Annotated in this window: 13 protein-coding genes; 7 read left to right on the top strand and 6 right to left on the bottom strand. The window is 63.1% G+C overall.

The features are described from left to right. Nucleotides 1-198: 198 nt before the first annotated feature. Complete coding sequence (locus JHL16_RS09505; RefSeq protein ID WP_200184594.1) at nucleotides 199-528, top strand: hypothetical protein; 330 nt, start codon at nucleotides 199-201, stop codon at nucleotides 526-528. Between the two features lie 8 nt (nucleotides 529-536). On the opposite strand, the gene JHL16_RS09510 is transcribed toward JHL16_RS09505, so the two are convergent. Together JHL16_RS09510 and JHL16_RS09515 are read right to left on the bottom strand one after the other, a co-directional pair. Beyond that, complete coding sequence (locus tag JHL16_RS09510; RefSeq protein WP_200184595.1) at nucleotides 537-944, bottom strand: cupin domain-containing protein; 408 nt, start codon at nucleotides 942-944, stop codon at nucleotides 537-539. Between the two features lie 36 nt (nucleotides 945-980). Further along, a complete protein-coding gene (locus JHL16_RS09515; protein WP_200184596.1) occupies nucleotides 981-1,370 on the bottom strand; it encodes a hypothetical protein in 390 nt (129 codons plus the stop codon). Nucleotides 1,371-1,461: 91 nt separating this feature from the next. Here JHL16_RS09515 and soxR point away from each other — a divergent pair, with 91 nt between their 5' ends. The 4 genes from soxR to JHL16_RS09535 all read left to right on the top strand — a co-directional run bounded on the left by soxR (nucleotide 1,462) and on the right by JHL16_RS09535 (nucleotide 6,425). After that, entirely contained in the window at nucleotides 1,462-1,929 is a 468-nt protein-coding gene (soxR, locus tag JHL16_RS09520) for a redox-sensitive transcriptional activator SoxR (RefSeq protein WP_200184597.1), read from the top strand. Between the two features lie 65 nt (nucleotides 1,930-1,994). Beyond that, entirely contained in the window at nucleotides 1,995-5,441 is a 3,447-nt protein-coding gene (gene dnaE / locus JHL16_RS09525; RefSeq protein WP_200184598.1) for a DNA polymerase III subunit alpha, read from the top strand. 25 nt (nucleotides 5,442-5,466) lie between these two features. Continuing rightward, complete coding sequence (locus JHL16_RS09530; protein WP_200184599.1) at nucleotides 5,467-5,955, top strand: GFA family protein; 489 nt, start codon at nucleotides 5,467-5,469, stop codon at nucleotides 5,953-5,955. Nucleotides 5,956-5,972: 17 nt separating this feature from the next. After that, on the top strand, nucleotides 5,973-6,425 hold the full coding sequence (locus tag JHL16_RS09535) for a cupin domain-containing protein (protein ID WP_200184600.1): 453 nt from the start codon (nucleotides 5,973-5,975) through the stop codon (nucleotides 6,423-6,425). A 146-nt stretch (nucleotides 6,426-6,571) separates the two neighbouring features. On the opposite strand, the gene JHL16_RS09540 is transcribed toward JHL16_RS09535, so the two are convergent. From JHL16_RS09540 to JHL16_RS09555, 4 genes are read right to left on the bottom strand one after another with little or no spacing between them, the layout of a single operon-like run. Continuing rightward, on the bottom strand, nucleotides 6,572-7,534 hold the full coding sequence (locus JHL16_RS09540; protein WP_200184601.1) for an ABC transporter permease subunit: 963 nt from the start codon (nucleotides 7,532-7,534) through the stop codon (nucleotides 6,572-6,574). After that, nucleotides 7,531-8,475 carry an ABC transporter permease gene (locus tag JHL16_RS09545; protein ID WP_200184602.1) on the bottom strand — a complete coding sequence of 315 codons (945 nt, stop codon included), beginning with the start codon at nucleotides 8,473-8,475 and terminating at the stop codon, nucleotides 7,531-7,533. The genes JHL16_RS09540 and JHL16_RS09545 overlap by 4 nt, the downstream gene beginning before the upstream one ends. Beyond that, nucleotides 8,472-10,289: an ABC transporter ATP-binding protein gene (locus JHL16_RS09550; RefSeq protein ID WP_200184603.1), complete on the bottom strand. Its 1,818-nt coding sequence runs from the start codon at nucleotides 10,287-10,289 to the stop codon at nucleotides 8,472-8,474. Before JHL16_RS09550 ends, JHL16_RS09545 begins: the two co-directional genes overlap by 4 nt. Nucleotides 10,290-10,345: 56 nt before the next feature. Next, nucleotides 10,346-12,091 carry an ABC transporter substrate-binding protein gene (locus tag JHL16_RS09555; protein ID WP_200184604.1) on the bottom strand — a complete coding sequence of 582 codons (1,746 nt, stop codon included), beginning with the start codon at nucleotides 12,089-12,091 and terminating at the stop codon, nucleotides 10,346-10,348. 307 nt (nucleotides 12,092-12,398) lie between these two features. On the opposite strand from JHL16_RS09555, the gene JHL16_RS09560 reads away from it, so the two are divergent. After that, on the top strand, nucleotides 12,399-13,652 hold the full coding sequence (locus tag JHL16_RS09560; protein WP_200184605.1) for an amidohydrolase family protein: 1,254 nt from the start codon (nucleotides 12,399-12,401) through the stop codon (nucleotides 13,650-13,652). A gap of 25 nt (nucleotides 13,653-13,677) precedes the next feature. Beyond that, entirely contained in the window at nucleotides 13,678-14,847 is a 1,170-nt protein-coding gene (locus JHL16_RS09565) for a pyridoxal phosphate-dependent aminotransferase (protein ID WP_200184606.1), read from the top strand. Nucleotides 14,848-14,864 lie beyond the last annotated feature (17 nt).

Raw genomic sequence — 14,864 nt, forward strand, 5'->3', positions numbered from 1 at the left:
CCAAGACCGCCGATTTTGTTCACGGCGAATTTCTGCGGGTCGTTACGGAGGAGGGCGTCGGCGCGCTCGTCGCCACCCATAATATCGAGCTCGCCCGCCGCATGACCCGGCTGGTACGGCTCGAGGACGGGCGGCTCCTGCCGGAATAGAGTTTGTACCTTTCAGCGTCTGACCGTGCGAAGCTTGTGAGGACGTTTCATGGAACCCGAAAGAAAATTCGAAACCGAGGTCGCCGCCTACCGGCAGCCGATGGTGACATCCATCGGCATCGTCATGGGTTTCCTGCTGGCGTTCCTGGCCAATTGGGCGGTCGAGGCGGATGAAGCGCCGGCGCTGTCCACGGCCTCGGACTTCGCCGTCGCTCTGACTCTGCTGGGAAGCGTGGTGCTGTTCACCATCGCTTTGTTCAGGCTGCTCAATAATCGCATCTACCCGAATGCCGGCGAGCGCTACCAGACGACATTCCGCATCTATATCATCGCCTTCCTGCTCGCTTTCTCCGGATTGGCCGTGGCGCTGATCATTTAGCTCGTGAGCTACTGACGCGCCGCGGCGAGCAGCTGCGCCTTGATCTCGCGATTGACCTCGCCATAGGGCGATGAGGCGACATAGACGAGCTCGAGCTCGTCGAGCGCCTCGAAGGTGCCGGGAAGATGCGCCGGCAGATAGATCACTTCGCCGGCGCCCGCCGTCACCACGCCCGACATGCTGCGCACCCGGCAGCGGCCTTTGGTGACGATACAGACCTCGTCATAGGGGAAGTCGAAATCGCTCTTGGCGCCGCGCGGTGCCTTGACGAAACCGACGGCGCCCAGCTTGGCGGCCGGCGTCTCGTCCTCATTGACCACATCGGCGAGCGTGAAGCCCGACCACTCCATCCATTTCCGCGTCGTCTGCGCCGTGAAGAGCTGAATACGCGTGGGATCGAATTGCTGTCCTTGCATGTGTCTGTCCTTGTTTCTGGATGGATTGTGGAGGTGTCAAACGGCTGCCGACAGCAGCGCTTGCTTGATCTCGGGCGTGAGCTTGCCGAAGGGCGAGACCGCCACATAGACGAGCTCGAGAGGAGCCAGAATCTCGATGGTCCCGGCCGTGCCCGCGGGCACGTAAAGGACTTCTCCGGCGGCGGCGATGATGAGCCGGTCGCCGCTCCTGAGCGCGCAACGGCCACGGGTGACGACGAGTACCTCGGCATAGAGAAACTTGAAATCGCTGACGGCGCCCTGGGGCGCGCGCAGGAAACCTACGGCGTCGAGCTTCGCTGTCGGATTGTCCTCGTCGATCACATCGGCGAGTGACATGCCCGACCATTCGAGCCAGTCCCGGCGGCTGGTGCTGCTGAATTTCTGAATGCTGCCCGGGTCGAACATCGATTTCTCCAAAAGCTGGTTCTGTCTTGGGAATCGTTCTACAAGTTCAAGTGAACTTGAAGTCAATAGCTAATCGCGCTATGGGGAGGTCATGGAAAGCCTTCTGACCATTAATCAGGTCGCCCGGCGCAGCGGCGTCGCGGCCTCGGCACTGCGCTATTACGAGGAGAAAGGGCTCATCACCTCGGAGCGGGCGGGATCAGGTCATCGCCGCTTCCGCCGGCCGGTCCTGCGGCGGCTCGCCTTCATCGTCTTCGCCCAGCGCCTCGGCATGTCGTTGGTCGAGATCGGCGTCGAGCTCGCCAAGCTGCCCGAAGATCACGTGCCCAAGGGACAAGACTGGGCCCGCTTGTCGGGCGCCTGGTCCGCCCGCATCGACGAGCGCATCGCCGAGCTCGAGCGGCTCAAGCTCGGTCTCGCCAAATGCATCAGCTGCGGCTGTCTTTCGCTCGAGCTGTGCAAACTCGTGAATCCCGCCGACCGGGCTGGTACGTCGGGACCTGGCCCGCGTTTCTGGGTTGGCGATCAAGGTGGCATCGCGGAGAAGGAGATCGACTGAACGGCCTGTGGAACGCGCCTCCGCTGAGGTCGCTTTCGGCCCTTCAAATTTGCTAGGGTCTCGCCATGTCGGACGAGTCGAAAAACAGCATCACCTTCATCCATCTGCGCACCCATTCCGCTTATTCCTTGGCGGAAGGCGCCTTGCGCATCAAACAGATGGCGGGTCTCGCGAAAGACATAGGAAGCCCGGCGCTCGCCATCACCGACACCGGCAATCTGTTCGGCGCGCTCGAATTCTCGGAAGCGCTCAGCGAGAAAGGGATTCAGCCGATCATCGGCTGCACGCTCAAGATCGCCTGCGAAGAGCCGTCGCCCGATGCCCCGCAGCGCCAGCGCACCGGTCTGCGCAAGCTTCCGAGCCTGGCGTTCCTCGCCAAGGACGAGGCCGGCTACAAGAACCTGATGAAGCTCACCAGCCGGGCCTATCTCGATTCGCCCGACACGGCCGAGCCGCATGTGAGCATGGAATATCTGACGGCCCATTCGGACGGCCTCATCTGCCTGACCGGCGGGCCGGACGGCCCGGTGAACGAGGCGCTCATCCAGGGCCAATCGCAAGTGGCGCGCACCCGCATGGAAGATCTCGCCAAGGTCTTCGGCGATCGCCTCTATGTCGAATTGCAGCGCCACGGCACCGAGAACGAGCAGCTCTCGGAGCCCGGCCTCATCGACCTCGCTTACGAGCTCGAGCTGCCGCTCGTCGCCACCAACCAGCCTTACTTCGCCAAGCTCGACGACTATGCCGCCCATGACGCGCTGATCTGCATCGCCGAAGGCGAGGTGGTGTCCGCCGAGGACCGCCGCCGGCTCACCCCCGAGCACTATTTCAAGACGTCGAAGCAGATGGCGACGCTGTTCGCCGATATCCCGGAAGCCATCGCCTCGACGGTCGAGATCGCGCGGCGTTGCGCCTTCAAGGTCAGGTCGCAGAAGCCGATCCTGCCGCGCTACGGCGAGGGCGACGAGGCGGAGGAATTGCGCCGCCAGGCCTTTGACGGCCTCGCCAACCGGCTGAAAGAGCGCGGCCTATCGGAAGGTTATAGCGAGGAAGACTACAAGCAGCGCTTGGAATTCGAGCTCGATGTCATCATCAAGATGAAATATCCGGGCTACTTCCTGATCGTTTCGGACTTCATCAAATATGCCAAGTCGAAGGGCATTCCGGTGGGGCCGGGGCGCGGCTCGGGTGCGGGCTCGCTCGTCGCCTATTCGCTGACCATCACCGATCTCGATCCCTTGCGCTTCAAGCTGCTGTTCGAGCGCTTCCTCAATCCCGACCGTGTCTCGATGCCGGACTTCGATATCGATTTCTGCCAGGACCGGCGCGACGAGGTGATCGACTACGTCCAGGAGAAATACGGCAAGGACCACGTCGCCCAGATCATCACATTCGGTAAGCTGCAGGCGCGCGCCGTGTGCCGCGACGTCGGTCGCGTGTTGCAGATGCCTTATGGCCAGGTCGACCGCCTGAGCAAGATGATCCCGATGAACCCGGCCAACCCGGTGACGCTCGCCCAGGCGATCGAGGGCGAGCCGCGGCTCCAGGAAGAGCGCGACAAGGACCCGACGGTCCGCACCATGCTGGAGATCGGCCTCAAGCTCGAAGGCCTCTACCGCCATGCCTCGACGCATGCCGCCGGTATCGTGATCGGCGACCGGCCGCTCGAGGAGCTGGTGCCGCTCTATCGCGACCCGCGCTCGTCGATCCCGGCCACCCAGTTCAATATGAAATATGTCGAGAAGGCGGGCCTCGTAAAGTTCGACTTCCTCGGCCTCAAGACGCTCACCATCATCGACAAGGCGCAGCGTCTCATCCGCCAGCGCATCCCCGATTTCGACGCCAACAAGATCCCGCTCGATGATCTGCCGACCTTTGCGATGCTGGGCCAAGGCGACACGGTGGGCGTGTTCCAGCTGGAAAGTGCCGGCATGCGCGACGCCGTGCGCCAGATGCGCGCCGACCGTTTCGAGGACCTGATCGCGCTCGTCGCCCTCTACCGCCCGGGCCCGATGGCCAATATTCCGATCTATTGCGCCCGAAAGCTCGGCCGCGAGCCGCTCGAATATATGCATCCGGCGCTCGAGCCGATCCTGAAGGAAACCTTCGGCGTCATCACCTATCAGGAGCAGGTGCAGCAGATCGCCAAGGATCTCGCCGGCTATACGCTGGCGCAAGCCGATCTCTTGCGCCGCGCCATGGGTAAGAAGATCAAGTCGGAAATGGACGCGCAGCGCGAGAATTTCCTGAAAGGCGCCATCGACCGCGGCATCGATCCGACCATTGCCAGCAACATCTTCGACGCCTGCGCGAAATTCGCCGAATACGGCTTCAACAAATCGCACTCCGCTCCTTACGCCTATATCAGCTACCAGACCGCCTATCTGAAAGCGAACCACCCGGTCGAATTCCTTGCCGCCTCGATGTCGCTCGATATGGGCAATACCGATAAATTGCAGGTCTTCCGCCAGGAGGCGCAGCGCATCGGCGTGAAGATCGTGCCGCCCTCGATCAACCAGTCGCAGGTCGATTTCGTGGTGAAAGACGCGGCCGTGCTCTATTCGCTCTCGGCGCTCAAGAATGTCGGCTCGGGCGCCATCCAGCATCTGGTCGAAAAGCGCGAGGCGGAAGGGCCTTACACGACGCTCGGCGACTTCGCGCGGCGCATCGATGCGCATGTCCTCAACCGGCGCGCGCTCGAAAGCCTGGCCAAGGCCGGCGCCTTCGATGAGCTGCAGCCGAACCGCGCCCAGGTCTTCGAAGGCATCGACGCCGTTCTCGCCATGGCCAACCGCACGACGGCCGAAGCGGAAGCCGGCCAGCATGATCTCTTCGGCCAGGGCTCCGGCCGCAAGGAGGATGTGGCGCTGCCGGCGCGCGAGGGCTGGCTGCCGATGGACCGCCTCGCCAGGGAATTCGAGGCGGTGGGCTTCTATCTCTCGGGCCATCCGCTCGACGATTACATGTCGCGGCTCACGCGCATGGGCGTCGACACCTGGAATTCCTTCCGCGACAAGGCCCTCACCAAGGGCGCCACCGCCGCCAAGCTCGCCGGCACCATCACGCACCGCCAGGAGCGTCGCTCGAAGTCCGGCAACAAATTCGCCTTTGTCGGCTTCTCCGATCCCACCGGCCAGTTCGAGACGATCTGCTTCTCCGACACGCTGGCGCTCACCCGCGATATGCTCGAGCCCGGCCGGGCGGTGATCGCCCGCGTCGAGGCCGATGTCGACGGCGAGGAGGTGCGCCTCAGGCTCCAGGGTGTCGAGGATATCGAGCGTGCCGCATCTCAGATCACCTCGGGGCTCACCATCTTCCTCAAGGATGCCAAGCCGATCGAGTCCATCGCCCAGCGCCTGACCAATGGCGGCAAGGCGCCGGTCCGGCTGGTGCTGCAGATGGAGCGGGGCAGGGAAGTCGAAATGGTGCTCGGCAACAAATTCACGGTGACGCCGCAGATCAAGGGTGCCATCAAGGCGATCTCCGGCGTGATCGACGTGCAGGATCTGTGATGGAATGAGATGAGGAGGAGCGGGGATGACCGCGTCTTCGCCTGACTATCTCGAAGGTGGCTGTTCCTGTGGCAAAGTCCGTTATCGGCTGCGTATGCCGCCGATGTTCGTGAATTGCTGCCATTGCACGGATTGCCAGCGCCAGACGGGCAGCGCCTTCGTGATCAACGCACTCACCGAGACCGACAGGATCGAGCTGCTGCAGGGCGCGCCCGAGCCGATATCGATGCCGACCGAAAGCGGCAGACCGCATGACATCTATCGCTGTCCCGACTGCAAGGTGGCGTTGTGGAGCGACTATGGACGACGTCCCAATCTGCGCTTCCTGCGTGTCGGCACGCTCGATGATGCGGGAGCGCTGGCGCCCGACGCCCATATCTTCACGCGCTCGAAGGTGCCGTGGGTACGATTACCGGAGGGCGCCCGTGCCTTCGAGATCTATTACGATATGAAGACGGAATGGTCGCCGGAAAGCCTCAAACGGCGGGAAACGATATTGGGGCCAGGGAAATGAACAAAGGGAGCTACGGAATGGCGCAGGATCTGGAGAAAGGCATCACCGCGAAGGGCACGGGTTTGGGCGGCAAGAGCTGGAATATTCTGGGCCAGCTTTATTTCCCCAAGGCGACATGCGACTCGACCTTCGCGTTCGAGACCAACAGTGAGCCCGGCCAGTTCGTGCCGGTGCATGTTCATCCGACCCAGGAGGAATTCATCCTGGTTCAGGAAGGCGAGCTCGATCTCAAGCTCGACGGCAAATGGATGAAGGCAAAGGCCGGCGACCTGGTGCGCATGCCGCGCGGCATCCCGCATGGCTATTTCAACAAATCGGACAAGCCGGCCAGGGCGCTGTTCTGGGTATCGCCGTCGCGCATGCTGGAGAAGCTTTTCGACAATCTCCACAATGTGGCCGATCCCATGGAAGCCGTGCGGATCTCGGCCGCCCATGAGGTCAACTTCCTGCCGATGGAGGCGAATGATTAGCCGGAGTTCCCAATTCCCCTCATGCTGAGGTGGCCGCGTAGCGGCCCTCGAAGCATCCCTCAGGATATAGTGAGCACGCGGCAGCAGCCCCTTCGAGGATAGCTGTGCTCGCACCTCAGGGAGAGGGAGATCGGTGGGAGCAAAGCCTAGTGCGCATTGCGCACGCGTGGATCGAGCAGCACGTAGAGCAGATCCACCATGATATTGGCGACGACGATGAAAAAGCCGGCGAGCAGGACGACCCCGATGATGATCGGCCGGTCCTGATTGCCGACCGCCTGGACGGCGAGCGAGCCGATGCCTTGCAGGCCGAAGACCTGCTCGGTGACGATGGCGCCACCGAGAACGGCGGCGATGTCGGCGCCGAGCTGCGTGGTGAGGGGCGTGAGTATGCTGCGGAACCCGTGCTTGAGAACGACCTTGTGTTCCGACAGCCCCTTGGCGCGCGCCGTGCGGATATAGTCCTCACCCATCACCGCCAGCATCTCGCCGCGCGTCAGGCGGGCATAGATGGCGGCCGTGGTGAGGGCCAGCGTTACCCATGGCAGGAACATGTGCCAGGCCCAGATCAGGGGATCGGCCAGGAACGGCTTGTATCCGCCGGCGGGAAATAGCGTGAAGCCCGCCTGGCGCGGCATGAAATATAAAAGATAGAGCAAGGCCATGCCGAGCACGAAGGTCGGAAAGCTGACACCGACGAGAATGAAGCCTTGCCCCATCCTGTCGCGCCAGCTGCCGGGATGGCGCGCCGACATGATGCCGATGGGAATGCCGAGCGCCAGCCACATCAGGACCGCCCCGATGCCGAGTGAGATGGTCGCCGGCATGCGGTTGGAGATCAGCTTGGTGACCGGCTGCTGGTTGCGATAGGAGAAGCCCAGATCGCCTTGCACCGTCCTGCCCAGGAAACTCAGATACTGCTCATGGATGGGCCGGTCGAGGCCGAGATTGGCGCGCACTTGCGCGACCTGCGCTTCGGTCGCTTTTTCGCCGGTAAGCAGCCGCGCCGGATCGCCCGGCGCCACAAAGAATAGAAAGAAGACGAAGGCACTCAGGACCAGCAGCACGAGGCCGGCGAAAGCGAGACGGCTGGCGAGAAAGGAAATCACGACTTGCTCACCTTCCGCCGCTTGCGGGTCGGGCGGCCCGACGGATCGAGCGCATCGCGCAAGGCGTCGCCCAGAATGTTGAAGGACAGGGTGGTGATGAGCAGGATGGCGCCCGGAATCATGATGAGCCACCAGGCGACCAGATAGATCGAGTTCGAGGCGGCCTCGGCCAGCATGCCACCCCAGCTTGGCGCCGGCGGCACGATTCCGAGCCCCAGGAAAGACAACGTCGCTTCGAAGACGATGCCATTGGGGATCATCATCGTCGTATAGACGATGATCGGCACGCTCAGATTGGGCAGGATGTCGATGATCATGATCGAGACGGGGCCGGCGCCGAGCGAGCGGCTGGCTTGGACGAAATCGCGTTGCCTGAGCGAGATCACCTGTCCGCGGATCACCCGGCCGATCGTCGTCCAGCTGAAGAAGACGATGACGGCGACGCTGAGGATCACGCTTGGTCCGAAGACCGAGACGAGAGCCAGGGCGCAGAGCAGGACCGGGATGCTCATGACGAGATCCATGGTCCGCCCGAGGACGATGTCGGCCCAGCCCCCGAAATAACCGGCGACGAGCCCGATCGAGACGCCGATGAAGGAAGCGATCAACGAGGCGAGAACGCCGATGGTGAGAGAGGTTCGCGCGCCATAAGCGAGGCGGACCATGACATCGCGGCCAAGCCCGTCGGTGCCGAACAGAAATTCCGCACCAGGTCCCACCGGCATGCCGGTCGGGGTGAGACCCGTGTCGCGATATTGCTCGAAGGCCGAGTGCCCGGTCCAGGCTTCGACGACGCCGGCGCCCAGGGCGAAGGCGACGAGCAGCAGGATGAAGCTCAGCGCCAGCAGGCCGGCTTTGTCGCGCAGCAGCCGGCGCAGCGTGAGCTCGAATGAGCCGCGCTGAACGACCGCCGGCGCGCTGTCGGTGGCTGGTGCGGTCATGACGCACCTTCCAGCCGCGGCAATGGATTGGATGCCGCGAGCAGGGACTTCGTATAGGGATGTTGCGGCGTCGTGTAGATCTGATCGGCATCGCCCATCTCGACGATCCGGCCTTCCTTCATGACGGCGATCTCATCGCTGACATGGCGCACCACCGCGAGATCATGCGAGATGAACAGATAAGAGAGGCCCAGTTCCTTCTGCAGCGCGCGGATGAGATTGAGCACCTGCGCCTGGATCGAGACATCGAGCGCCGAGACGGGTTCATCGTAGATGATCAGCGACGGATTGAGCGCCAGTGCGCGCGCGATGCCGATGCGCTGGCGCTGGCCGCCGGAAAATTCGGACGGGAAGCGGTTGTAGTGCTCGGGGTTCAAACCGACGGTCGCCATGAGATCGCGCACCCGTTTATGGCGTTCGGCGCCGGAGGCGACGCCATGGATGCGGAAAGGATCACCGATGATCGAGCCGACCCGCCGGCGCGGATTGAGCGAGCCGAACGGGTCCTGGAAGACGAGCTGCACCGTCTTGCGCAGACTGTGCCATTGGGCGGCATCGAGGCCCGCTATATCCTGGCCGGCGATCTCGATCACCCCGCTGCTGGCGGGGACGAGACCGGCGATGACGCGCGCCAGCGTCGACTTTCCACAGCCGCTTTCCCCGACGATGCCGAGTGTGCGGCCGCGCTCCAAGGTGAGGCTGATGCCTTTGAGGATTTCCACACCGGCGCGCTTTGAGAAGGGACCACCGGACGGGTAGCCGAAACGGAGATCACGGACAGTGACGATTGGGTCATCGGTTGCGACGGAAGCCGCCTGCTTGCTGGTTTGCCGTACGACGGGCGCCATCGGGGCCGGTGCCTTGCTCTCACGCCAGCAGATGGAATGACTGCCATCGGCGAAGGCACGCTCCGGCGGCCGTTCGAGGCTGCAGATCGGCATGACCTGGGCACAGCGGGGCGCGAAGGCGCATCCGCTTGGCCTGGCGAGCAGGCTCGGCGGCTGGCCGGCGATGGACGTGAGCGGGCTTCCCGGCGCATGGTTCGACGGCGATGAAGCGAGAAGCCCGGCCGTATAGGGATGAGCCGGCGCGGCGAGGACCGCGCTGCGGCGGCCGATCTCCATGCGGTTGCCGGCATACATGACCATGACATGGTCGGCGACGCTGGCGAGGAGTCCCAGATCATGAGTGATCATCATGACGGCGGTGCCGAGCTCGCGGCGCATGGCATCGAGAAGCTCGACGATCTGCGCCTGCACGGTGACATCGAGCGCCGTCGTCGGCTCATCGGCGATGAGCAGCGCCGGATTGAGGGCGACCGCCATGGCGATCATCACGCGCTGGCGCATGCCGCCGGAGAATTGATGCGGGTAGTGGCTGAAGCGCTCGTCTGGTGCGGCGATGCCGACTTTGGCCAGCACCTCGATCGTTTCGCGTTTCGCGGCGGCCTTGCCGATATGCTTATGGGTGAGGATCGCCTCGCTGATCTGGCTGCCGATCGTGTAATAGGGATGGAGACAGCTCAGCGGATCCTGCGAGATCATGGCGATGCGGGCGCCGCGCAGTTTCTGCAGGTCGCGGGGACCGAGCGTCAGGAGATCGCGGCCCTCGAACCAGATTTCGCCGCTGATCTCGGCCGTAGGCAGCAGCCCCAGGATGGCCTGGGCCAACACGCTCTTGCCCGATCCCGATTCACCCGCGATGCCGAACAGCTCGCCCGCTTCCACACTGAAAGAGACGTTCTGGGCCGCGTGGACCAGACCGTCTCCGGTGGGAATGGCGATATTGAGGTTTCGCGCTTCGAGAATGGCCATATCAAGACGAGGAAGACGAATGTCTCACGCCCGTTATGGACGTGAGACATCGAGTGTTAGCGCGACAGCCAGACGTTGGTCCAATCTCCCTGGCCACCCGGCGCATAGGGGAGGAAGTTCCGCACTGCCGGGCCGTGATAGAGCATCGTATAGACGGCGACGAGCGGGACGGTCGGCGCATCGGCCATCACCGTTTCATCGACCTGCTGCCAGAGCTTGACCGACTCTTCCGCATCCGTGGTGGCGGATGCCTTCGCCGCGAGCTCATTGGCCCGGTCGCTGTTGTAGTCGGAGAAGTTGAAGGTGCCGTGCGTGCCGTTATAGCTGTATTGCGGCAGGAAGATCGAACCCGCCGCACCACCCGGCCAATCCGGCGACCAGCCCGCCGGCACCAGATCCCACACGCCATTCTGGGCGTTGCTGAAGTTGGTGATGAGCCGCGGATAGAAGTCGGCCGGCGGCACCGGGCTGATTTCGATCTCGAAGCCGGCTTTCTTGAGGCTTTCCTGAATGGTCTGCGCGAGCGCCGGGTCGGAGCCGATATTGCGATAAGGCATCTTGAGCTTCAGCCCGTTCGGGTAGCCCGCTTCGGTGAGAAGCGCCTTGGCCTTTTCCGGATCGCCCTTGGCGTCCTTCGAGGGATAGAGATCGAATTCGTGATAGCCGATGACATTCGGCGGGAAGATGCCGTTCAGCGGCTTGGCGAATGTCGGTCCACCGAGCTGCTGCACGATCGCGGCCTTGTCCATCGCATAGGAGAGGGCCTGGCGCACTTTGACATTCTTGAGCGCGCCGCCATTGTTGTTGGAGACCGTGTTGATCCAGACGAAGCGGGTACGGCCCGTCGTCACTGTCGACATCTTCTCGTCGCCCTGGGCGATGAGCATCTGCGCGCTGGCCGGCGGGATGGAATGATCATAGAGCATGTCGCCGTCGCCGGATTGCAGCTGCTGCATCGCCGCGTCGGCCTGCACGCCGGCGACGATCTCGATCGCATCGACATAGGCTTTGCGCAGCGGATCCGTCTCGGGCTTCCAGGCGGGATTACGCACGAGCCGCAGCATGCTGTCGGGCACGTAGCTTTCGATCGTATAGGGGCCGTTCGAGATGAAGTTGGTTCGGTATTCCGGGCTGTCGGGCATGTAGTTCAGCACTTCGACAGGGGCGGGCGCCGCCGTCGCGAGCGACAGAAGATAGATGAAGTCGTTGGCGGGAGTCTTGAGATTGAAGGTGACGACATCGGCCGACGGCGTTTCGATGCCTGTGATGTCGTTGGCCTCGATATAGGCCTTCATGGGCTCGACCTTCGCCTCGACCTTGGCGAAGCCGGCGCAATAGTCGGCGAGGCCGACGATCAGATTCTCGAAATAGGTGAGGTGCGGTGAGCCGATCGCCGGGTTGCACATGCGCTTGAAGCCGCGCTCGATGTCCTCGGACGTGATCTGGCGGGCGCCGCCGGGTGCGTTCCACATGGCGCCCTGGCGGAGCTTGAAGGTGTAGGTGAGCCCGTTATTGGTGGGGACAGGCACGTCCTCGGCGAGATCGCCGACAGCCTTCACCTGCTCGGCCGTGTCGGCCGAGGCGGCGAAGCTGATCAGCTGGCGCCACACGGCGCGCTGGAAATTGACGGCGTCGGAGGTCGCCGGCGGAATGGTGTCGAAGCGGTCGACCTCGGCGCTGCCGAGGATGCGTAACGTCCCGCCTTTCTGCGGCTCCTCGGCGAATGCCGGGCCGGCTTGGAAAATGGCGGTTGCCGAAGATAGCGCGAGAGCCATCAGGGCGGCGGTCGAATTGGATCTCATTGATTGTCCTCCCTCTCTGTCGTTGCGGGCCTGGATGCGCGATTTCCTAGCATCGAGCCGGCGTGTCTGCTTAATTTCAGCGGGCCCTCAAACCGACGAGCGGGTGCCCCCTCATCTGTCCTGTGAGCATTTGATCAAGCAACTCGATTTGATAAGTCTGCCTGTTCGCCTTGTCAATGATATGATGTCGAGCGCTGTCGAGTTGTGATTATTTGATCAAACTTCTTTACACCCTCGCGTCCTGTCGCCTAAAGTCGCGCCCGAAAGCTCCCGCATAAGGCGCGGGCAAAGGAAGGGGCGTGTGAAAGTGGCAACCATTCTTATGCGCAACGCCAGCTATTTCGACGGCGTTGGCGATGAGCTGCGTCCCGGAATGAATGTTCTGGTCGTCGACGGGCGCATAGAGGCCGTCTCCGACCGGCCGATTCCGGTGCGGGCAGGGGTCGAGTTCGATTTGGGCGGCAGAGCGCTTCTGCCGGGATTGATCGATGCGCATGCGCATGTCTTCGCGGTCAATCTGGTGGAAGCCCGCAATCGCAACATGACATTGACCGAGATGACGGCGCGCGCGGTACCGCGCATTCGCGCCATGCTCGACCGCGGTTTCACCAGCGTGCGTGATGTCGCCGGCGGCGATGTCGGCATAAGAGTAGCGATCGCCGAAGGCTTTATTCCCGGACCCCGCTTGTTCGTGGGCGGTCCGGCGCTCGGCCAGACCGGCGGCCACGGCGATCACCGTAGCCGTACGGATGACCGCACCGATATCGATTACAATTCCGGCGCCTTCACCTTCCAGTGCCGGCTCGTCGATGGGCCGGACGAGATGCGCCGCGTCGTGCGCAATGAATTGCGCAAAGGCGCCGATCACATCAAGGTCCTGGCCTCGGGCGGGGTGGGGTCGCCAGACGATGCCATCGAGAATCTGCAATTCAGCAAGGAAGAGCTCGAGGTCGCGGTGCGCGAGACGGCGGTGCGCGGCAAATATGTCTGCGCCCATGCCTATACGAGCGAGGCCATCCGGCATGCCGTAGGCGTGGGCGTGCGCACCGTCGAGCATGCCAATATGATCGATGCCGACACCGCAGGCTTCGTCGCCGGCAAAGGCGCCTATGTGGTGCCGACGCTCGTCTGTTACGAAGAGACGGCCAAACATGGCGAGCGGCTCGGCCTTTCGCCCTATGTCATGGACAAGCTCGACCTCGTCAATCGTACCGGCATCGCCATGCTCGGCATCTGCAAGACGGCCGGCGTGAAGCTCGGCTTCGGCACCGATCTCATGGGCGAGATGGAATATGCGCAGTCGGACGAATTCGCGATCCGTGGCCGCGTCCAGAAGCCGGCCGACATCCTGCGCTCGGCGACGTCGGTCAATGCCGAAATCCTCCAGCAGAGCGGCCGGCTCGGCGTCATCGCACCGGGCGCGGAGGCCGATCTGATCGTCTGTGACGGCGATCCGCTGCGCGAAATATCACTGCTCGCCGATCCGAAGAAGAATCTGCGCCTCATCATGAAGGCCGGGGCCATATACCGGACCGATCTGTCCGGCCGCGAACTGAACTAGTGCGACAGTTTTTTAGGTGACCGATATGCGGCGCTTGGCAAAGCGAATTTCGACGACATCGGTGAAGAGCTTCGGCATGTATGAGAAGGCGGCGCGGCTGGCCGATGCCGGCCTCGATCTCATTCATCTCGAGGTCGGCCGGCCCTATGCCGATACGCCCGCGCATATCAAACAGGCGACGATCGCCGCGCTGACGGCGGGCAAGGTTCATTACAGCGATCCGCGCGGCACGCCGGAGCTGCGCCAGACGCTGGCCGAGAAGCTGCGCCTGCGCAACGAAATGAATGTCGGGCCGCAGGATGTCCTGGTGACCAACGGTCTCACCCATGCCTCCTTCGCCGTCTTCATGGCGCTGCTCGATCATGGTGACGAGGTCATCCTGCTCGAGCCGCATTATCCGCAGCATGTCGGCAAGATCGAGCTCGCCGGCGCGGTGCCGGTCTTCGCCAGGCTCGATGTCGAGAACAATTTCGCGATCGACCCGGCGGCGGTCGAAGCCATGGTCACGCCGCGCACCCGCGTGATCGTGCTGGTCAACCCCGCCAACCCGACCGGGCGCGTCTATAGCCGGGCGGAGCTTCAGGCCCTTGCCGATATCGCCACCCGCCACGACCTCATCGTCGTATCGGACGAGGTCTATGAGGACATCACCTATGACGGCGTCCGGCATATCAGCATCGCGGCACTCGACGGCATGGCGGAGCGGACGGTGTCGATGTTCGCCTTCACCAAATCCTACGCCATGGATGGCTGGCGCATCGGTTATCTGGCGGCGCCGCAATGGCTGATGCCGGCCTTGCTCAAGGTCACGCTCAATGACGTGACCCATGTGAACACCTTCATCCAGGATGGCGCCCGCGCCGCTGTCTTAGGACCTGAGTCCGTGCTGCAGGAGCTGGTGGCGGACGACCTCAGGAAGCGCGATTTCGTGGTCAAGTCGCTGAACCAGATGCCGGGGGTGAGCTGCGCTTTTCCGGAAGGAACCATCTATGCCTTCCCGGATATCAGGCAGACCGGCATTCCCTCGCAGGAGCTTGCCGACATGATCCTCGAGAAGGCCCGTGTCGTGGTCGAGGCCGGCAGCTTCTATGGCGCCGCCGCCGAAGGCCGTTTGCGCATCTGCTTCGGCTCGGAGTCGATGGCGCGGCTGGAGCAGGGAATGAAGCGGCTCCAGACATTTTTCAACGGGCTGTAATGGGCCGGCGTGCCGCG

The organism is Taklimakanibacter albus, assembly GCF_016595235.1.
In the GTDB taxonomy this organism is placed as follows: domain Bacteria; phylum Pseudomonadota; class Alphaproteobacteria; order Rhizobiales; family Aestuariivirgaceae; genus Taklimakanibacter; species Taklimakanibacter albus.

Bases quoted from the DNA above. Each gene is read 5' to 3' on its own strand.
- JHL16_RS09505 (WP_200184594.1), top strand. From the start codon at position 199: ATGGAACCCGAAAGAAAATTCGAAACCGAGGTCGCCGCCTACCGGCAG.
- JHL16_RS09510 (WP_200184595.1), bottom strand. From the start codon at position 944: ATGCAAGGACAGCAATTCGATCCCACGCGTATTCAGCTCTTCACGGCG.
- JHL16_RS09515 (WP_200184596.1), bottom strand. From the start codon at position 1,370: ATGTTCGACCCGGGCAGCATTCAGAAATTCAGCAGCACCAGCCGCCGG.
- soxR (WP_200184597.1), top strand. From the start codon at position 1,462: ATGGAAAGCCTTCTGACCATTAATCAGGTCGCCCGGCGCAGCGGCGTC.
- dnaE (WP_200184598.1), top strand. From the start codon at position 1,995: ATGTCGGACGAGTCGAAAAACAGCATCACCTTCATCCATCTGCGCACC.
- JHL16_RS09530 (WP_200184599.1), top strand. From the start codon at position 5,467: ATGACCGCGTCTTCGCCTGACTATCTCGAAGGTGGCTGTTCCTGTGGC.
- JHL16_RS09535 (WP_200184600.1), top strand. From the start codon at position 5,973: ATGGCGCAGGATCTGGAGAAAGGCATCACCGCGAAGGGCACGGGTTTG.
- JHL16_RS09545 (WP_200184602.1), bottom strand. From the start codon at position 8,475: ATGACCGCACCAGCCACCGACAGCGCGCCGGCGGTCGTTCAGCGCGGC.
- JHL16_RS09550 (WP_200184603.1), bottom strand. From the start codon at position 10,289: ATGGCCATTCTCGAAGCGCGAAACCTCAATATCGCCATTCCCACCGGA.
- JHL16_RS09555 (WP_200184604.1), bottom strand. From the start codon at position 12,091: ATGAGATCCAATTCGACCGCCGCCCTGATGGCTCTCGCGCTATCTTCG.
- JHL16_RS09565 (WP_200184606.1), top strand. From the start codon at position 13,678: ATGCGGCGCTTGGCAAAGCGAATTTCGACGACATCGGTGAAGAGCTTC.